The sequence below is a fragment of the Antarctobacter jejuensis genome, assembly GCF_052266595.1.
GTDB classification, from domain to species: Bacteria; Pseudomonadota; Alphaproteobacteria; order Rhodobacterales; family Rhodobacteraceae; genus Antarctobacter; species Antarctobacter jejuensis.
On record NZ_JBQQXJ010000011.1, the window covers coordinates 122,899 to 142,212 of the forward strand.

Below are 19,314 nucleotides of genomic sequence, written 5' to 3' on the forward strand. Positions count from 1 at the left end.
CCATACCCTGAACCATCACGCGCGCCGCCTCAACAGCGGCGCGTTTTTCTTTTTGGGGGTGCCCGCAAACCCTGTTGCCCGCGCCGTCCCCCGCAGGCCGCAATCGCCCCGCCCGATCACCCGATCGCCCGCAGGCACGCGGACAAGAGCTGATCCTTGGTAAAGGGCTTCTGGACAAGATTGACCCCGGCATCGAGTTTGCCGTCGTGAATGATCGCATTTTCCGTGAACCCGGACATGAACAGGACCCGCAAGGCAGGGATCTCTTTCTGGATCAGCTGCGCCAGGTCCGGGCCCGCCAGATGACCACCCAGAACAACGTCACAGAGCAACAGGTCAAACACCTGCCCGCAGGCAATCGCCGCCAGCGCCTCGTTTGCGGTGCCCACGCTCACCGTCCGGCAACCGAACCGTTTCAATTGCAGATCGACGGTATCGCGGACCGCCGGTTCATTCTCCACCACCAGCACCGATTTCCCATGCAGGAAACGTCTGTTCAAATCGTCGGTCAGATGCATTTGCTGCGCGCTGAAGTCCAGTGATCGCGGTATATACAGCTTGACCGTGGTGCCTTCTCCGACTTCCGAATAAATCTTGATGTGCCCGCCGGATTGCTTGGCAAAGCCATAGGCCATCGACAAGCCCAGCCCGGAGCCTTCGCCATGGGCCTTGGTCGTGAAAAACGGATCAAACGCCTGATCGACGATCTCCGGCGACATGCCCACACCGTTGTCCGTCACCGCGAAACAGACGTATTGGCCGGGATCGACCTCTTCGTGGACCCGGGCATAGTCATCGTCGATCCGGGTGTTGAACACTTCGATGGTCAGTTTGCCCGTGTTTTTCATGGCCTGCTGGGCATTGATGGCCAGATTCAGCAGGACGGTTTCCAACTCGTCCTTGTCGGCAAGGCATCGCCACAGCCCGGCCCCGGACACGATTTCAAGATGGATCGCTTCGGACAGAGACTGCTTCAGCAGCACTTCCAGATCGTTGATCAAAATCGCGGGGCTGATCGGTTTGGGCGACAGCGGTTGCTTGCGCGAATAGGCAAGCAGGCGGTGCGTCAGGGTCGCCCCCCGTGACGACGCGCCAAGTGCCGCCGTGAGATATCTGGTGACATCGGGCGAAAGCTCTTCGGAAAGCGACAGTTCCAGATAGCCGTGGATCACGGCCAGCACGTTGTTGAAGTCATGGCAGATACCGCCCGACAAGGCACCGACGGCTTTCATTTTCTGGTCGTGGCGCACCTGTTCCTCCAGCCGGACCTGACTGGTGATATCCATCACCAGACCGGCCAGATACGTGGGGGCGCCGGTCTCGTCCCGGATCAGGAAAGACCTGTCTCGCAGCCACTTGATGGCCCCGCTTTTATGGACGACCCGGTACTGCACATCGTAATCGCCGGTCTTTTGCAGATGCAGAGAGGCCTCGATGCTGGGGCGGTCCTCGGGGTGAATGGCGTTCATCCAGTCCAGCGGATCGGATTTGAGGCGCTCCCTTGGCCGGTCGAACAGGCTTTCATAGTCGCCGACATTCAGAAGGGAGTTTTTCTTTTCAAGGTTGTCGACCCAGAGCACCTGATTGATCTCACCCAGCACAAAGCGGAACAGTTCCGCCTCGTTCGGTGGGGCCTTCGTGGGCGCTTGTTCGCCGTTCAGCCGGTCACTCACCTGCCTCAGGAAACGGCTCAAGCCCGCTTTGATCGACATAAACGCTCCAGGCAATCAAGTTCGCGTACACCTAGACCAACGCGACAGGTGCCCACAACCTCGCCATTGGTGGTAGCCAGTGGAACGGGAGCGCGGTCAGAGGGGGCACAGGCGGGTGCGCGCGTGCAGCATGATGGGGCGTCACCTTGCTTGCACGAATGCAATTGACAGGCACTGGCGGACCCAATACCCGGGGCCCATGATCCGTTGCCATCATATTTCGAGCTATTACCGCCGTCACTGACGGCGGCTCGATGATACGTGACGATCAAAGATGCCGCCGCCCACGGGCGGCTCGATCAGTTCAGAGGCGTCCGGGCGCAAATCCTCAAAGGAAACCGGAATGACCCTCGAAAACCTCTGCCATCGTTACCTTGCGGCCCTGAATGCGGGCGATCTGGACGGCGTCCGCGCCCTGTTCACGCCCGACGCCGAAATTTTGTCCCCGCTCTACGGTGCCCGGCCCGCGCACGACTTCTATGCAGAGCTTTTCGCGGATACGACACGGTCTCAGACAAGCCTTCTCAACGTCTTCGACAGCTCGGCCCAAGGCAGGACCGTCGCACTTCATTTCCGGTATGTCTGGACCCTGGCGAGCGGCAAAGTCGTCGATTTCGAATGCGTCGATGTTTTCGAACTGGCCGAAGACCGGCAGCATTTCACTCGGATGACGATCATCTATGATACCGCGCCCCTGAGGGCGGACTTCGAGGCGTCTCGGAAACAAGTCTGATTTGCCGCCGGCGGGGTCATTTGCGTTGCAGGAAATGACACGCCTTCCCGCGGACCGACGGATCGCTTTGCTGTTTCCGGGAAAATTCCGCACCTGCGGCGCATGACAATAGGGTTCATTAAACTGATCTCTGAGGCCCGCTCCCGACGTTTTTTCGGGGGCGGGCTGATCAGCTTGGTGTTACCCGTCAAAGGCAGCCATGCGCCGCATCATTTGTTGCATAGGGCTGGCCCTTCGGGGCGGGCATTTCCTAACGTTTGGTAAATTCGAGGCTGTAACCCCTTGATTCTACATTCCCCCTAAGCTGTCCACGCGTGGACACCTCAAGTCAGGCTCTCCAGAATCCGCCCCATCATCGCATCACAGGCCGCCAGTTGCCCGGCCTCGATAAACTCATCCGCCTTGTGCCCCTGCCCGGCCATCGACCCCGGCCCGCAGACCACCGTCGGGATGCCCAGCCCGGCAAAGAACCCCGCCTCTGTCCCAAAGCCCACCTTGGTCACTTCCGCTCCGCCCGCATATCCCCGGGCCAGCACCACAACCTCGGCCTGCGGCGGCACGTCCAGCCCCGGATAGCCGTTCAATCTCTCCACCTCGATCCGCCCGCCCGGATGCGCGGCCGCGACCCCTGCCGCCGCCTCCCTGATGCGCCCCTCGATCTCGTCGGGATCCTCCCCGGCCACATGCCGCAGCTCGAACAGCACCTCGGCCCGGTCCGGCACGATGTTCAGGGCCGTCCCCCCGAACAGCCGCCCCACATGAACCGTGCTGCACGGCACCTCATAGGCCGCGTCCTGAACGCCCTGCTCCTCCAGCCACGTCTGCAGCTGCCGGATCTCTCCCATGAAATCCGCTGCCAGATGCAGGGCATTCACAAAGCAGGGCGCCATCGCCGAATGCCCCGCGTGCCCATGACAGACCGCCCGCAAGGCCCGCTTGCCCTTGTGCCCGATGGCCACCTGCATCTGCGTCGGCTCCCCCACGATGCAAAGGCGCGGCTGCCCGACCAGATCGGCCAGCGGCCCGATCATCTGGGCCATGCCCAGACAGCCGACCTCTTCATCGTAGGAAATCGACAGCTTGAGGGGTTCGCGCAGGTCCATGCCCGCAGCCTGTTCCGCCGCCGCCAACATCGCCGCCAGATATCCCTTCATATCCGTCGTCCCGCGCCCGAACAGGCGATCCCCCTTACGCGTCAGGTGAAACGGGTCATGGGTCCAGTTCTGTCCCTCGACCGGGACCACATCCATATGGGCTGACAGCAGCACCCCGGCGCCCGGCGGCCCGATCTCGGCATAAAGCCCGGCCTTGTCCCCCTGAGGATCCGGCAGGCGCGTCACCCGAAAGCCGACAGCTTTCAGCAGATCCTCGACATAGCCGATCAACGGCAGGTTCGACCGCGCGCTGACCGTGTCGAACCCGATCAACCGCTCAAGGATCTCCTCTGTCCGGCTCATGTCAGCGTCCTCAGGACATCCAGAATGCCCGCCGCGTCCGTTTCGGGATTCACGATGCACAGGCGAAAAACCATCTGCCCCTGCCAACGCGTCGGCAGGCACAGCAAGGCACCGGAGCGCCGGTGCCCCTCGGCCCAGCGGACCATCTCATCCTCGGACATGTTTTGGGGCCGGAACAGCACCACGGTCAGCTGCGGCCCCAAGAGCAACTCCAGCCCGGGCGTTGCCGCGATCCCCTCGGCCAGTTCCGCCGCCGTGGCGCGGCACCGGGCGATGGCGTGGGCGTAGGCCTCTGTCCCGTGGACGGCCAGCGAATACCATAGCGGCAGGCCACGCGCCCGCCGCGTCAAGTGCAGCGCATAGTCGGAGGGGTTCCATTGGGTCTTGTCCACCGTGTCCAGATAGACCGCCTTTTGCCCATGCGCCGCCGCCCCCTGACCGGCATCGCGATAGACCAAGGCGCAGGAATCGTAGGGTGCAAAGAGCCATTTGTGCGGATCGACGATAAAGCTGTCGGCCCGTTCGATCCCGTCAAACAGCGGGCGCGCCGCGGGATCGGCCAGCGCCGCCAGCCCATAGGCCCCATCCAGATGCAGCCAGATCCCATGTTCCTCACACAGATCGGCCAGGCCCGCGATGTCATCCACCGCGCCACAGTTGGTCGCGCCTGCGTTGGCGACCACCGCAAAGACCCGCGCCGGATCGGTCAGCGCCGCCCGTGCGGCCGCCGCCGTCATGACACCGCGCGCATCGGTTTCCACCTCGATCACATCCACGTCCATCACGCGGGCCACGGCCTTGATCGAACTGTGCGCCTCTGCCGAACAGAGCAAGGCCCAACGCGCTGGCCGTGGCCCCTGACGCGCCTCCCGTGCGGCATGCACGGCCGACAGGTTGCCCAGCGTCCCGCCGGCGACAAAAACGCCGCCCGCGCTTTCCGGCCAGCCGGCAAGCCCGCTCAACCAGGCGATCACCTGGTTTTCCGCATGGATCGCCCCGGCGCCGCCGTCCCAGTTCCCGGCAAAGATCCCTGCCGCGCCCAGGGCGGCGTCGAAGGACAGCGCGGCCTTTGTCGGGGCGGATGCGACGAAAGACAGGCTGGTTGGGTGACCGAATGGCCGGGTCGAGGGCACGATGGTCTGGGCAAACATCTTGAACGCCTCTTCGGCCCCAATCCCCTCAGGCCGGATCGACCCACCCAATACCGGGTCAAGCACGGCAAAGCTTTGCGCGCCATGCTTGGGGTCCGGGCCTTCGGCGATGCGCCGCGCGGTCCAGTCGAGGATGTCCCCGGTGGCCTCTGGCGGGAACGGGAAATGGGTCATCTCACCTCCACATGGCGGGTTGTTGCGTCGCCGCCTTCGTATGGACGGCGAGACACAGCCGGACCGTTTCACATTGCGCCGGCAGAGCCAAAGCTATCCTGCCTCACCCCTTGTTAGGTCCTGCCTAAGTCCCGCGCGGATCAATCGACCGGCAGGCCCGATGGCACACGCTCTGGCCTGCCCAGCGGGCGGGCGTCCACGCCGGTGCCGGTCAGGGCGTGCAAGAAAGCGATCAGATCATCAACGTCCCCATCCGGCAGGGATACCGGCGCTATGTCCAGTGCGCGCGCCTGCCGCGCCATTTCGCGGCTGTCCTGCCGGATCAGAAAGTCCGCCTCGGCCAGCCACGGCACATCCGGCAGGGCGGCCTCGGCCACCTGCCACGCCGCGCCGCTGGCAGTGGGGGCAAGGTGGTGGCGCACGATTCCTTCCAGAGTGGCAAAGGCGCCGTTGTGGCCATAGGGCGCTGTCAGCGCCACGTTGCGCAGCGAAGGCGTGCGAAAGCGATAGGCGTCCTCCAGCAGATCGGTTTCGCCCATCCGGCCCACGTCGCGCGGCATCGGGTCGAAGACCCTCGTGCGACCGGGGCCAAAGGCGGGCAGGGCGAGGGCATGGAACTTCTGGTTGGTGAAAAGTGGGCCGGAATGGCAGGCGCTGCAGCCGGCCTCGCCAAAGAACAGCTGCCGACCGCGCTCGGCCTCCGGAGCTAGGGGCGTGCCGTCACGCAGCCAGGCGTCATAGGGGCTGTCGATGCTGATCCATTCGGCGGCCATGAAGGCGCCCAGAGCATTGCCGATCTCGACGATGCTGACCTCTGCCGGGGCGTCGATATGGTCAAAGGCCTCGACGAACAGCGCGCCGTATTCCGGGATCGTGAGCACCCGTTTGGCAATGATGGGCCAGCCGAGGTCGATCCGGTCATGGACCGCGCCGGTCACGTCGTTTTCGCCCACGTTGCCTGCCATCTCGAACTGGGCGGTCAGCGGAAAGAGCGCCTGCGCAGCGAGGATGCTGTTCAGGCCCTGCGGCAGCCACTCCTCTGCCGGGCTGTCAAAGCCGTTGCCGTATTGGTCCGAAATTTCCAGCCGACCGTCGTGAAAGAGAACGCGCACGGATTTGTGGCCGAGGTTCCACAGGGCAGGGGCGTTTCGGGGGATGCGTTTGCGGATCGCTTCGGGGCCTGTTCCGGGGGTTCGATCAGGTCCAAGGCCGCGCCCGCCCTCGCCGATGCCAAGGCTGAGACCGTCGCCGCTGGCGAGGCTGTGGTGGTGGCAGGTGCCGCAGGAAATGTTGCGATTGCCGCTGAGGATGGGGTCGTAGAACAAAAGCTGGCCCAAGCGGGCTTGCGCCGGGTCGGTGGGCAGGAAATCATCCATCGTGATGGGGTCGGCCCGTGATGGGCCGGTGAGGATGAGGAGGCAGATCAGATGCAGGGCATGAGACAGGCGCATGGGATCATTCTGGCAGGGTTGCTGGCGCTCTCAAGTCCTGTTTTTGCCGCCGATCTGGAGGAGGCGCGGGATTTGATGGAAGCGGGGGAGTTTTCCGCCGCGATGGATCAGTTCCGGGTGCTGGCGCGGTCTGGCAATGCCGACGCGGAGGAATTGATCGGGGTGATGTATGCCTTGGGGCTGGGCGTGGAGAAGGATCCGGAGCGGGCGTTCGAGTGGTATCTGAGGGCCTCTATGAAGGGGCATCCGGGGGCGCAGTCGGGGCTGGGGTGGTATTATGAACTGGGGCTTGGGATGCCCGCGCCGGACCTTGTGCGGGCCTATCTTTGGTATGCTCTCTCGGCCATCGGGGGGGACGTGGACGCGCCGGATTCCTTGGAAGAATTGACCCCGAGGATGGGTCGGGAGGAGCGGAAAAGGGCGGAGGTTCTGGTCGAGGATTATCGGGTCTGGATGTATCCGTTTCGATGAGGGGAAATGGGGTGTCCACGCGTGGACAGCTTAGGGGGAATGTAGAATCAAGGGGTTACAGGCGCGAATTTGGGTTTTGTTAACCTATGGGCGTGGGAAAGACGGCTAAGGCCGGGCCGGTTCTTCCGCACAATACGCCTTCGCTGCCGGATTGAGCGAGGTCATGGCGTACGGTCCCAGCGCCGCATAGCCTGTGGCAATGCAGTTTTTGGCAAGGGGGCTTCATGTCAAAAATGTACCGCACCGAAAGCCGGGTCGCCGGCGTCCTGTTCATCATTGCGACAGGTGCGACGATGGCGAGCCAGATGATCGTCGAGCCGATCCTCGACAGCGCGACCGAGGTGGCGGTCGTTGCCGGGCGCGAAGTGGCGCTCAGATTGGGCGTGCTGCTTGAAATCGTGAACGCCTTGGCGAGCGCCGGGATCGCGATCGCTCTGTTCCCGATCCTTTGGCTTTGCGTCAGGGGGCTGGCCGTCGCTTACGCCGGGCTGCGGACCATCGAGGCCAGCACCGGGATTGCCGCCGCTGTTGGCCTGTTGTTGCTGCTTACGCCCGGCATGGGCGAAATCGGGTTGGTCTGGCACGATTGGGCTTTTCTGTTGCTGCTGCTGGTCTTCAGCATCAGCACCTGCGTGCTATACCCGGTGCTTTTCGTCTTCCGGCTGGTGCCGCGCGTGCTATCGGTCTGGGGGCTGATCGGCGGCCTCATGCTGGCGGTCTCGGTCCTGCTCATCCTGTTCGGCCGCATCGAGTTTGGCTCAACGACTGATCTGGTGCTTTCCCTGCCGATCTGGATCAACGAGATGGCGCTGGCACTGTGGCTTATCCTTCGCGGCGTGGACATATCGGCCTTGCCGGTGGAGGGGTTGAGAGGCGCTAAATGACAGCCCCGAAAATGCGGCTTCACCATGTCCAACGAGTGTGGAGCGGCGTGCAAGATTTACCCCGTTCCGGGGTGATCGGCGGCGGAACAATGATCCCCCGACAATACGGCTCAGGGACCGGTCGCAACGAGGTGCGTTTCGCTACATGTGCGAAATCGCTTGCGCGCGTCGCGGCTGGAAAGGGCTCAGACCCGCCCTTTTCAACCTGAGCCGGGCGATCAGGTTTCCGGGCCCTAAAACGCAAAAGGCCGGAGGCATCACGCCCCCGGCCTTTCGTTCGCAACTGTCGCCGCTATCAGTTCAGGTCGGCGTCATAGGCCGCGTTGATATCGGACTCGGCGCTGGCGACCGCAGCGATCAGCGCGTCGAGGATCTTGCCGCCGCCTTCGACGTTGTCGCGGAACCAGTCCTGTACCGGCTTGGCGGCCTCGGCGAAGGCTGCTTTCTCATCGGGCGAGGGGACGTAGATGTCACCGCCGCCTTCGACGAAATCGGCATAGGCCTGAATGGCGCCACGCTTGGGCGCGGCGAAGGTGGCCTGTTGCAGCGCGTAGAAGCCATCCACCACGACGCGGCGCATGTCCTCATCCATGCCCATGAACTTTTCGTTGTTCATCCACCACAGCGCGCCCATGTAGGCGTGACCGTCCAGCGTGATGTACTGCAGGCCCGCATCGGGGAATTTCATGCCCATGATGTCGGTGATGCCGTTCTTGGAGCCGTCAACCACGCCGGTCTGGAACGAGGTGAAGAGTTCCGGCCACGGGATCGGGGTGGGCGCGGCGCCCAGTGCCTTGACCAGTTCCTGCGGCAGGTCGGCGACCACGGTGCGGATCTTCAGCCCTTCCATGTCGGCGGGCGAGGTGATGCGGCGCTTGGTGTTCGCAAAGTTGCGCCAGCCGCCGGTGTTGCCGATGGTCATCAGGCGCACGGTGTTGTCGCTGTCGGCCAGTGCCATGTCCCGCATGGTGCGGACGAAATCGCCCGACAGGACGTGTTCGGCGACACGGTCATTGGCCATCAGGTAGGGCAGGTCCAGCACCTGCACATAGGGGAAGATGCCCGCAGCCCCACCGGAGGTGGAGATGTAGATGTCGATAGAGCCTTCGGCCACGCCCTCGATGCATTCCGCGCCGGTCGAGCAGAGCTGGGTGCCCATGTAGATCTCGACCTCGATGGCGCCGTTGGAGGCCGCCTCGACGAAGTCCTTGAAGACGATGAGACCGGCGTAGTCCTCATCCGCCTCGTTCGAGTTGGCGGTGGCGACCAGCTTGATCGGATCCTGCGCAAGGGCCGCGCCCCCGGTCAGGGTTGTGGCCGCGATCGTCGCCGCGGCAAAGAGATGTTTCAGCATGTTGATCCTCCCATGGATTGCTGTCGTTTTGGTTTATCGGGAACCCGGGCTGATGCAGGCCATGTAGCCTGTATCGGGCGGGCAACGGATGAAATCGGTGAGATAGGGCACGGTCATCGAGATCTGCGGCACATAGGTGATCAGGAAGATCACGAAGATTTCCACCGCGAGGAAGGGCAGGATCGCCTTGGCGATGGTTTCGACGCGCTCCCGACTGACGGTGGAGGCCACGAAGAGCACCAGCCCCATGGGCGGTGTGGCCAGCCCGACGGTGAGGTTGACGCTCATGATGATGGCGAAGTGGACCGGGTGCACGCCCAGTTCGACGAAGATCGGGCCAAGGATGGGGCCGAGGATGATGATGGCGGGGCCCGCGTCGAGGAACATGCCGACGATGAACAGCAGGATGTTGATCAGGAACAGCAGGATCAGCGGGTTTTCCGACAGGCCAAGGATGATGTCGGTCAGGATCTGCGGCGCGTGGGACAGGGAGACGACCGTCTTGAAGGCCACCGCCGCGCCGACCAGCAGCAGCACGGCAGAGGTGGACAGGGCCGAGCGGGCGAGGACCTGATAGAGGTCGCGCAGGGTCATGGAGCGCAGGACCAGAAAGCTGATGATCAGGGCATAGGCGACGGCGACGGCGCTGGCCTCTGTCGGGGTCATGACGCCGACGAGGATGCCGCCGAGGATGATGATGGGCGTCTGCAGCGGGGCGGCGGCCTTTTTGCAGATGATGCGGAAGTCGTGGTCGACCTGTTTGCGCCAGTACATCATCAGCGCGTGTGCGATCACCAGCATGAGCGCGAAGACGATCCAGAGGTTGAGGCTGTGGATCTTGTCGCCGTTTTCATCCAGGCGGGCGAGGCCGAGCGGCACGGCGAGGCCCGAATAGGCGGCCATCAGCAGCCCGCCGACGTTGATCCGGACGAGGATCAGGCTGACCCAGTATTCCGCCGTGCTGATGGTCTGGCCCCGGTGGACGATGCGTTCGGCCTTGGGCAGGTCATAGCGGTCGGCCATGAGGCGGACCATGACCATCAGGCCGACACCGACGAGGATGCCGGGGACGATGCCCGCGAGAAACAGCGCCGCGACGCTTTCGCCCATGACATAGGCGTAGATGATCATGATGCCCGAGGGCGGGATGATCGGGCCGATGACGGAAGAGGCGGCGGTGATGGCGGCGGCAAAGCGGCGGGTATAGCCGTTCTTCTCCATCGCCGGGATCAGGGTGGACCCCAGCGCAGATGTGTCGGCCACGGCGGAGCCGGACAGGCCGGCGAAGAGGATCGAAGACAGAATGTTGACGTGGGCCAGACCGCCGCGCAGGTGGCCCATGATGGCCTGTGAGAATTCGACAAGGCGGATGGTGATGCCGCCCCGGTTCATGATCTCACCGGCCAGCATGAAGAAGGGCAGCGCCATCAGCGGAAAGCTGTCCATGCCGTTGTAGAGGTTGCGGTAGAGGACCGAGAGCTGGCGCGATTGGTCGTCCATCACGAGCAGGCCAAAAGGCGCGGCCAGCAGGGCAAAGACCACCGGCAGGCCGATCATGATGAGGACGAGGAAGACAGGCAGGAACCAGATCAGCATCTCAGTCCGCCCCCGCCATGTCGTCCGTGTTCAGGCGGGTCAGGCGATCGCCCCCGCCCATGAGGGTGATGAACTGGCGCAGGATGAGTTCAACGTTGACGAGGATCAGCAGGTTAATCCCGACCCAGAGCGCGGCGTATTGGTACTGGTTGGCGAACTTGGCCTTGCACTTGCCTATCTCGATCCCGAAGGGCCAGCGCAGGGACGACGAGCAGCCACGGCCAGAGAGGCTGTCGACGTGGTTGTTCAGACCCTTGTCCCAGGCGATCAGCAGCACCCAGAGCGAAATCGCCAGCAGGACCAGCGTCAGCAGCGCGGCAAGAGCGCGGGGCAGGGCGCGTTCCAGCATGTCGATGGCGACAAACCCGCCCTGACGGTAAGCCAGCGGCGCCATCAGGCCGACCAGCCACAGCATCCCGAAGCGGGCGCCTTCTTCGGTCCAGTTGGGGGCGTCGTTCAGGACGTAGCGCCAGAAGATCTGGCCAAGGATGAGGCAAACCATGATCGCCAGTGCAAGCACCGCGATGACCCGGCCCACGGACAAGAGGCCCGTGTTCAGCCGCTCTAGCGGCCAAAGCAGTTTCAGCAGCACCGACATGGCGCCCCCTCCCATTTGGTGGAGCGTGATGCGCCCCTTGTCGTTCAGGCCGGGATCTTGGCGCCCCGGTCCTCTTATGGTGTCAGCCCTTGAGGCTGACGAAACGGCCGCCCTGAAAGAGCAGGGGCAGGCCGGGCCGGAAGGCCGCGCTGAGCACGCGGCCCACGATGATCAGATGGTCGCCCGCGTCATGCGCGGCCTCCTGGCGACAGTCGAACCGTGCGAGGCAATCGGAAATCTGCGGCACGCCGTTGGCATCCTCTTGCCATTCGCAGGCGTCAAAGGCGTGACGGTCGCGGGTGAAGGCGTTGCAGAGTTTCTGCTGATGCCCATCCAGCACATGGATTGCGTAATGGCGGGCGGTGCTGAAATAGGGAAACCGCTTGGAGTCCTTGGCGGGCGACCACAGCACCAGCGGCGGGTCCAGCGAGACGCTGGCAAAGCTGGAGGCGGTGATGCCCACCGGGCCGTCATCGCTGGGCGCGGTGACGATGCACACGCCGGTGGCGAAACTGCCAAGCGCGTCACGAAAGGCGCGGGAGTCCTCTGCAGGGTCGATTGCTCTCATTGCCGGGCTCCAGTCGCCATCCATCACGGGACCTCGTGGCCCAGTGCGGCGGTATATAGCTCGAACCAGCGCTCGCGCGACATATCTACGTTGAAAGCCTGCGAAAAACTTTGGATGCGGGCCAGCGTGTTGGTGCCCATGACCGGCAGAATGCCCGCCGGATGCGCCAGCAGCCATGCCACCGCCACGGCGGCGCGGTCGACGCCGTGATCGGCGGCGATGCGGTCCAGCACCTTGGTCAGCGCGGTGTTCGAGGTCATCAGCGCGCCGCCGCCCAGCGGCGACCATGCCATCGGCGGGATGTCCCGTTCCTGCAAAAAGGCCACGTCGCCGTTGGTAAAGGCGTCATGCGCGGACAGGCTGAGTTCGATCTGGTTGGTGACCAGAGGGGTTTTCATCGCCGATTGCAGCAGCGCCCAGTCGTGCAGTTTGAAGTTGGACACGCCCACGGCGCGGACCTTGCCGCTTGCCACGACCTCATCCAGCGCGGCGCCGGTTTCGCGGTGATCCATCATCGGATCGGGGCGATGGATCAGCAGCAGGTCGATCACATCGGTCTTCATCAGGCGCAGCGAATGCTCGACCGAGGCAAGGATATGCGCGCGGCTGGTGTCGTAGTATTTGACCGAGGCATCGGCATAGCGGCCCACGGGGGCGACGATGTCACATTTGGTGACGATCTCTACCTTGCTGCGCAGTTCCGGCGTCAGGGCCGCGCCAAGGATTTCCTCTGCCTCGTAGCCGCCATAGATGTCGGCCTGATCCAGCGTGGTGATGCCCTGATCCAGACAGGCGGCGATCTTGTTGCGGACGTGTTCGGGGGAGGTGTCGTTGTCATCGCCCAGACGCCACATTCCGTAGACGATGCGGCTGAGGCTCAGCCCCTCTTGCAGTTCGACGCGATCCATTACTTGCGTTCTCCCACGCCAAGGGGCGTTGCCGGTGTTTCAGACGGGACGCGGCCGTATTCATGCGGCAGCGAACAGGTTTTGAGGTCCGGCATGACCAGCTTGCCGAAATGCCGGCATTCGTCAATGTGCGGATAGCCGGAGAAGATGAAGGCACGGATGCCCATCTTGCGGTATTCTTCGATCTCAGACAGGACCTGATCGGCGGAGCCGACCAGTGCAGCGCCGCAACCGGACCGCGCACGCCCCACGCCGGTCCAGAGATGCGGTTCGACGTAGCCGAATTTATCCGCAAGCTCGCGGGCGCGGGACTGATGCGATACCCCCAGAGAGGTGCTGTCATGGGCGCGGTCGCGGATCAGCTTGCCGTATTCATCGTCCAGCTTGGACACGAGGTGTTCGGCATATTCGCGAGCCTCTGCCTCTGTATCGCGGACGATCATGTGGACGCGCAGCCCGTAGTCCAGCGTTCGGCCATAGCGTTCGGCCACGGCATTCACGTCCTTCATGCGCTGGGCGATCTGCTCCTTGGGTTCGGGCCACATCAGGTAGACGTCGCAATGCTGCCCGCAGAGGTCCAGCGCATCGGGGGAATAGCCGCCGAAATACAGCAGCGGGCCGCCGGTCTGATAGGGTTTGGCCGGATCGGTGGTCAGCCCTTCGAAATTGTAGACCTGCCCGTGGAAATTGATCTCATCCTGCGTCCAGGCCTGTTTGAGGATCTGCACGACCTCGCGGGAGCGTTGGTAGCGAAAGCTGCTTTCCGCCTTTTCGCCGGGGAAGTCCGAGGAGATGACGTTCAGCGTCAGCCGCCCCTTCATCATGTGGTCCAGCGTCGCCACGGTGCGGGCCAGCATGATCGGATGCATCTCACCGCAGCGGATCGCGGCCAGCATGATGATGCGATCCGTCAGCGGCGCCATGCCCGCGACGAATGACAGGGTGTCCTGCCCGACCTGGTAGGACGAGGGTGCAAGGACGTTGCGAAAGCCCTGCTGTTCCGCCTCCAGCACGATGTCGCGGCAATGTTCGAAGGATGAGCGCAGGTCGCCCTCTGGCACCCCGAGGAAACGGTAATCATCGGAGCAGAGCGCCGAGAACCAGCTGACCTCTGATGCGTCCAGATCGGGTGACGTGACGGGCACGACGGTCATGCGTGGACCTCCCATTTGCGCGCCGGATTCGGCGTCGATTTCCTCTTGCGTAGCATCCTGCAATTCATGCATCAATAGTGTATTAATTTGCTGCAGGAGCGAACCTGCGGCGGTTGGAGGAGACGCAACTTGGCGCGGGGAAAGACCTCTGCGGCGCTGCCCAAGCACGCACAGATCAGCGAGATGCTGATCCGTGACATCGCCGCCGGACGGCTGGCCGATGGCGTGCGCCTGCCGCCGGAACGGGAAATGGCCGAGGGTCTGGGCATTGCCGTGGGCACCCTGCGAAAGGCGCTGGAAACCTTGCAGAACAAGGGGTTGCTGGACCGCGTGCAGGGGTCGGGCAACTATGTGCGGGCGCGCGAAGGCGTGGCCTCTATCTATTCGATGCTGCGGCTGGAACTGAAGGACGGGGGCGGGTTGCCGACGGCGGATTTCCTGTCGGTGGACCGGCTGGCCAAACCCGGTGACGCGCCGTTTTTCGGCGCCTCGGAGACAGGTTGGCGATTCCGGCGGCTGCGCTTTCTGGGCGGGGTGCCCGCGGCGATGGAAGAGATCTGGCTGGACGGTGCGCAGGCCGAAGCGATCGCGCCGGACGAGGTGTCGGAGTCGCTCTATCTGTTCTACCGCGAGCGGCTGGGCCTTGTGATCCTGTCGGCGGAGGACCGGGTGTCGCTGGCCCCGGTGCCGGAGTGGCGCGATGCCCGGTTCGGCCCCGCCGTCGGCGACATGGCGGGCTATGTCGAGCGGGTGGCGCGCGACAACGCGGGCGCGGCGGTGGAATTTTCACGCACGTGGTTCGATCCGGGCAGGGTGCACTACGTCAACAGGATCGGCAGGGGCTGAACATGGTGAACTACGGGATCGTCGGCTGTGGCATGATGGGGCGGGAGCATATCCAGAACATCAACCTGCTGCCGCAGGGGCGGGTGACGGCGGTTTTCGACCCGGTGGCCGAGCTTGCCGCCAGCGCGGCGGAGCTTGCCGGTGGCGCACAGATCTGCGCGACCCTGGCGGATCTGCTGGCGGTTCAGGATCTGGATGCGCTGGTGATCGTCAGTCCCAACGACATGCATGTGCCGCAACTGCGCGAGATCGCCGCCACGCGGCACCTGCCGGTGCTGTGTGAAAAGCCGCTCTATACGACGCCCGGGGACGAGGCCTTTCTGAAGGAGTTCGCCAAGGGCTACGGCGCGCCGGTCTGGGTGGCGATGGAGTACCGTTACATGCCCCCCGTGGCGCTGCTGCGCGATGAGGTGGCAGAGGTGACGGGCGGGATTTCCATGCTGACGATCCGAGAGCACCGTTTCCCTTTCTTGCCAAAAGTGGGCGCATGGAACCGGTTCAACGTCCGGACAGGTGGCACGCTGGTCGAGAAATGCTGTCATTTCTTCGACCTGATGCGGCTGATCCTGCAGGACGAGGCGGTGCGGGTCATGGCCAGCGCAGGGCAGGCGGTGAACCACAAGGACGAGACCTATGACGGGCGGTCGCCCGACATCTGGGACAACGGCTATGTGATTGTCGATTTCGCGGGCGGTGCCCGGGCGATGCTGGAGCTGTGCATGTTCGCCGAAGGGTCGCGCTATCAGGAAGAGATCAGCGCGATGGGGCCGCGCGGCAAGATCGAGGCGCTGGTGCCCGGTCCGGGGCGGTTCTGGCCCGAACATCTGGGCGCCGCGCCGGTGCCGCAGGTCGTTGTCTCTCCGCGCGTGCCAAGGGGGCCGCGGGTGATCGAGGTGCCGGTCGAGGCGGACCTGCTGGCCGCCGGGGATCACAACGGGTCGACCTTTTACCAGCATGAGCGGTTCAATGCGGTGGTGCGCGGCGAGGGCAGCCCCGAGGTGACGCTGGAGGACGGCATGGCAGCGGTGCGGATCGGGCTGGCCGCGCAGGAAAGCGCTGCGACCGGGCAGGCGGTGACGCTCTAGCATCTCTGCCGGTTTCCCACCGCTTGATCAAAGTCATGTCTTCGCAGCGCCGTATCCGGCAAACTGCCCGCGAAAGCGGAGCAGGACATGATGGATTCGGGTGAGACGGTTTTTCGGACCGAAGGGCTGACCAAGGTCTATGACACTGGCGAGGTGAAAGTGCATGCCTTGGCGGGGGTCGATCTTGAACTCTACAAGTCCGAACTGACCGTCCTGCTGGGGCCATCCGGGTCGGGCAAGTCGACCCTGCTGAATATCCTTGGCGGGTTGGACAAGCCGTCCGGCGGGCGGTTCTGGTTCCGCGATCAGGAGCTGACGCTGGCCGGGGACCGGGCGCTGACGCGCTACAGGCGCAACCACGTCGGCTTTGTCTTTCAGTTCTACAACCTTGTGCCGTCTCTGAACGCGCGCGAGAATGTGCAACTTGTCACGGACGTGGCGAAAAACCCGATGAAACCGGCCGAGGCGCTGGATCTGGTCGGGCTGTCCCACCGGATGGAACATTTCCCGGCGCAGATGTCAGGCGGCGAGCAGCAGCGGGTGGCCATCGCGCGGGCCATCGCCAAGCGTCCCGATGTGCTGTTGTGCGATGAGCCGACCGGCGCGCTGGACAGCAAGACCGGGGTGAAGGTGCTGGAGACCCTGCAGCACATCAACGATGCCTTTGGCACGACAACCGTGGTCATCACCCACAACGCCGCGATCCGGAAGATGGCGCATCGTGTGGTCCGCTTTCAGGACGGCCGGATCGACCGCGTCGAAGAAAACGATACCCGTCTGGCCGCTGCCGAAATCGAGTGGTGAGCGCCATGCACGCGATGGACATAAAGCTGTTTCGCGATTTCCGGCGGCTGTGGGTGCAGGGGCTGGCGATTGCGCTGGTTCTGGCGGCCGGGGTGGCGATCATCCTGATGTCCGTCGGCATGAGCCGTGCGCTGAACGAAACCCGCAGCGCCTATTACGACAGCAACCGTTTTGCGCATATCTTTGCCTCTGCGCGGCGCGCGCCGGACAGTCTGGTGGCGCGGTTGCGGGATATCGAAGGGGTGGCGGCGGTCGAGGCGCAGGTGCGGTTCTACGCCGTGGTGGACGTGCCCGGGCGGGCGAAACCGGCGACCGGGCACCTGATTTCCTGGCCGGACAGCGGCGCGCCCGAGTTGAACATTCCCCTGCTGCGCAGTGGCCGATGGCCGGAGACGCCGCAAGAGGTGGTGGTGAACGAACCCTTTGCCAAGGCGAACGGGTTTCACCCCGGCGATACGCTGTCGGTCAACCTGAACGGCCGCAAGCGCGAGGTGGTGATCACCGGCACGGCACTGTCGCCAGAGTTCATCTATACCATCGGGCCGGGCGCGCTGATGCCCCAGAACGAAACCTTTGGCGTGCTCTGGATGCAGGAAGAGGTGCTGGACGCGGCCTTTGGCATGGCGGGGGCCTTCAACTCTGTCGCGCTGACGGTGCTGCCGCGCACGCCGCTGGAACCGGTCAAGGACGCGGTGAAATCGGTTCTGGACCTATACGGGGCGGCGACCCCCGTGGGGCGCGATCAACAGCAGTCCAACGCCTTTCTGGATGCCGAGATCACCTCACTGGAGGTCATGGCATGGGTGCTGCCTCCGGTGTTCCTCGGGATCACGATCTTCCTTGTGAACATGGTGATGGGGCGGATCGTGCAGCTGGAACGGGCCGAGATCGGGCTGATGAAGGCGGTGGGCTACACCAACTGGGAGATCGGGCTGCATTACCTGATGCTGGCGGGTCTGATCGCGCTGGTGGGGGTGGGCATCGGTTGGGCCGCAGGCACATGGCTGGCGCAGGCGATGGCGCAGCTTTACGCCAAGTATTTCGACTTTCCGTTCCTGGTCTTTGGTGTGCCGGCCAGCGTCTATGCCTCTTCGGCCATTCTGGGTCTGGCGGCGACCAGTGCGGGCGCGCTGAACAGTGCAATGCGGGCGGCGCGGCTGGCCCCGGCGGTCGCGATGGCCCCGCCCGCGCCGCCGAATTTCCACGGATCGGTCTTTGACCGGTTGGCGGAGATGCTGAACCTGAGCCAGCCGACCCGGATGATCCTGCGCAGCCTGACCCGCTGGCCCCTGCGGGCGGGGATGACGATGCTGGGCATGGCGCTGGCGGTGTCGGTTCTGGTGGCGTCGAATTTCTTTCCCGACGCGATGAAAGAGATCATCGACAAGGCCTTTTACCAGTCGAACCGGCAGGACATGCTGTTGCTGTTTGATCCTGACGCGCCGATCAGCGCGTTGGACGAGGTGGCGCGGATGCCCGGCGTCCTGCAGGTGGAGCCGCAGCAATACCATGCGGCGCGCCTGATCTACGGGTCACACGAAAAGCAGGTGCCGATTTCCACCGTGGCCGAGGGCGCCGATCTGGCGCGGGTGGTGGATGAGAACGGTCAGGTGATCGCGCCGGATCCCTTTGGCATCCTGCTGTCGGACCGGGTGGCCCAGTCGCTGCGCGTCGAGGTGGGCGACACGCTGACCGTCACCTTTGAAAGCGGGCTGCGCGAGACGCACCAGATCCCGGTGGCCGGGGTCGTGACACAGTTCTTCGGGCTGGGGGCCTACATGTCACATGAGGCGCTGAACCGGATGTTCCGGCAGAGCCCGCGGGTGTCGAATGTGAATGTGACACTGGAAGACCCGGAATCGGCGGAGGCCTTCGAGGAGCGGATCAAGGATTTCCCTCGCCTGATGGGCACCATCAACATGACCGAGAACCGGCAGAGTTTCATGGACACGCTGAACCAGAACATCCTTGTGGTGACCTCTGTCTATGCGGCGCTGGGCGCGATCATCACCATCGGCGTCGCCTATAATGCGACGCGGGTGCAGCTGTCGGAACGGGCGCGGGAACTGGCCTGCCTGCGCATCCTTGGATTCACCAAGGGGGAAGTGGCCTATATATTGGCCGGTGAGGTGCTGGTTCTGGCGCTGATCGCGCAGCCGGTGGGGTGGTGGATCGGCGCAATGGTGGCCGAACTGATGACCAGCGGGTTTTCCAGCGACCTGTATTCCATTCCTCTGGTGCTGGAGCCGGCGACTTTTGCCCAGGCGAGCCTGGTCGTGCTGGGGGCGGCGGTGTTTTCCGTGGCCGTGGTGGCGCGGCGACTGAACCGGCTGGATCTGATAGCTGTCATGAAGACAAGGGAGTAACG

At 63.9% G+C, this 19,314-nt stretch carries 17 protein-coding genes; 7 read left to right on the forward strand and 10 right to left on the reverse strand.

Features of this window, described 5'->3' with window-relative positions; translation table 11 throughout:
• Positions 1–116: 116 nt before the first annotated feature.
• Positions 117–1,712, reverse strand: coding sequence for a PAS domain-containing hybrid sensor histidine kinase/response regulator family protein (locus ACTXGA_RS16470; RefSeq protein ID WP_443395507.1), 1,596 nt, complete (start codon positions 1,710–1,712; stop codon positions 117–119).
• Positions 1,713–2,055: 343 nt separating this feature from the next.
• Here ACTXGA_RS16470 and ACTXGA_RS16475 point away from each other — a divergent pair, with 343 nt between their 5' ends.
• A complete protein-coding gene (locus tag ACTXGA_RS16475) occupies positions 2,056–2,445 on the forward strand; it encodes a nuclear transport factor 2 family protein (RefSeq protein WP_443395509.1) in 390 nt (129 codons plus the stop codon).
• Between the two features lie 323 nt (positions 2,446–2,768).
• Here the strand turns inward: ACTXGA_RS16475 and argE are convergent, their stop codons facing one another.
• From argE to ACTXGA_RS16490, 3 genes are all read right to left on the reverse strand, one after another.
• Positions 2,769–3,902 (reverse strand): acetylornithine deacetylase, encoded by a 1,134-nt coding sequence (gene argE / locus ACTXGA_RS16480; protein ID WP_443395511.1) that lies wholly within the window; start codon positions 3,900–3,902, stop codon positions 2,769–2,771.
• Positions 3,899–5,227, reverse strand: coding sequence for a pyridoxal phosphate-dependent decarboxylase family protein (locus tag ACTXGA_RS16485; protein ID WP_443395513.1), 1,329 nt, complete (start codon positions 5,225–5,227; stop codon positions 3,899–3,901). The genes argE and ACTXGA_RS16485 overlap by 4 nt, the downstream gene beginning before the upstream one ends.
• A 140-nt stretch (positions 5,228–5,367) precedes the next feature.
• A complete protein-coding gene (locus ACTXGA_RS16490) occupies positions 5,368–6,678 on the reverse strand; it encodes a cytochrome-c peroxidase (RefSeq protein WP_443395515.1) in 1,311 nt (436 codons plus the stop codon).
• Here ACTXGA_RS16490 and ACTXGA_RS16495 point away from each other — a divergent pair.
• Both ACTXGA_RS16495 and ACTXGA_RS16500 read left to right on the forward strand, forming a co-directional pair.
• A complete protein-coding gene (locus ACTXGA_RS16495; protein ID WP_417211672.1) occupies positions 6,655–7,149 on the forward strand; it encodes a tetratricopeptide repeat protein in 495 nt (164 codons plus the stop codon). The two genes, ACTXGA_RS16490 and ACTXGA_RS16495, sit on opposite strands and share 24 nt — an antisense overlap.
• Before the next feature lie 224 nt (positions 7,150–7,373).
• Positions 7,374–8,033: a DUF4386 domain-containing protein gene (locus ACTXGA_RS16500; RefSeq protein WP_443395518.1), complete on the forward strand. Its 660-nt coding sequence runs from the start codon at positions 7,374–7,376 to the stop codon at positions 8,031–8,033.
• A gap of 295 nt (positions 8,034–8,328) precedes the next feature.
• Here the strand turns inward: ACTXGA_RS16500 and ACTXGA_RS16505 are convergent, their stop codons facing one another.
• The 6 genes from ACTXGA_RS16505 to ACTXGA_RS16530 form a co-directional block, all read right to left on the reverse strand.
• Positions 8,329–9,387: a TRAP transporter substrate-binding protein gene (locus tag ACTXGA_RS16505; protein WP_443395519.1), complete on the reverse strand. Its 1,059-nt coding sequence runs from the start codon at positions 9,385–9,387 to the stop codon at positions 8,329–8,331.
• Positions 9,388–9,420: 33 nt separating this feature from the next.
• Positions 9,421–10,983 carry a TRAP transporter large permease gene (locus tag ACTXGA_RS16510; RefSeq protein WP_443395521.1) on the reverse strand — a complete coding sequence of 521 codons (1,563 nt, stop codon included), beginning with the start codon at positions 10,981–10,983 and terminating at the stop codon, positions 9,421–9,423.
• 1 nt (position 10,984) lies between these two features.
• Positions 10,985–11,581 carry a TRAP transporter small permease gene (locus ACTXGA_RS16515; protein ID WP_443395523.1) on the reverse strand — a complete coding sequence of 199 codons (597 nt, stop codon included), beginning with the start codon at positions 11,579–11,581 and terminating at the stop codon, positions 10,985–10,987.
• An 82-nt stretch (positions 11,582–11,663) separates the two neighbouring features.
• Complete coding sequence (locus tag ACTXGA_RS16520; protein WP_443395525.1) at positions 11,664–12,149, reverse strand: flavin reductase family protein; 486 nt, start codon at positions 12,147–12,149, stop codon at positions 11,664–11,666.
• 23 nt (positions 12,150–12,172) lie between these two features.
• Positions 12,173–13,057, reverse strand: coding sequence for an aldo/keto reductase (locus ACTXGA_RS16525; protein ID WP_443395527.1), 885 nt, complete (start codon positions 13,055–13,057; stop codon positions 12,173–12,175).
• Entirely contained in the window at positions 13,057–14,211 is a 1,155-nt protein-coding gene (locus ACTXGA_RS16530; RefSeq protein ID WP_443395529.1) for an LLM class flavin-dependent oxidoreductase, read from the reverse strand. The genes ACTXGA_RS16525 and ACTXGA_RS16530 overlap by 1 nt, the downstream gene beginning before the upstream one ends.
• Before the next feature lie 129 nt (positions 14,212–14,340).
• Here ACTXGA_RS16530 and ACTXGA_RS16535 point away from each other — a divergent pair, with 129 nt between their 5' ends.
• The 4 genes from ACTXGA_RS16535 (at position 14,341) to ACTXGA_RS16550 (ending at position 19,312) form a co-directional block, all read left to right on the forward strand.
• Entirely contained in the window at positions 14,341–15,057 is a 717-nt protein-coding gene (locus tag ACTXGA_RS16535) for a GntR family transcriptional regulator (protein WP_443395531.1), read from the forward strand.
• A 2-nt stretch (positions 15,058–15,059) separates the two neighbouring features.
• The gene (locus tag ACTXGA_RS16540; RefSeq protein ID WP_443395533.1) at positions 15,060–16,142 is read left to right on the forward strand and encodes a Gfo/Idh/MocA family protein; all 1,083 of its coding nucleotides are present in this window, start codon (positions 15,060–15,062) and stop codon (positions 16,140–16,142) included.
• A gap of 87 nt (positions 16,143–16,229) precedes the next feature.
• Positions 16,230–16,946 carry an ABC transporter ATP-binding protein gene (locus ACTXGA_RS16545; protein ID WP_443395535.1) on the forward strand — a complete coding sequence of 239 codons (717 nt, stop codon included), beginning with the start codon at positions 16,230–16,232 and terminating at the stop codon, positions 16,944–16,946.
• A 5-nt stretch (positions 16,947–16,951) separates the two neighbouring features.
• Complete coding sequence (locus ACTXGA_RS16550) at positions 16,952–19,312, forward strand: ABC transporter permease (protein ID WP_443395537.1); 2,361 nt, start codon at positions 16,952–16,954, stop codon at positions 19,310–19,312.
• Positions 19,313–19,314: the final 2 nt, after the last annotated feature.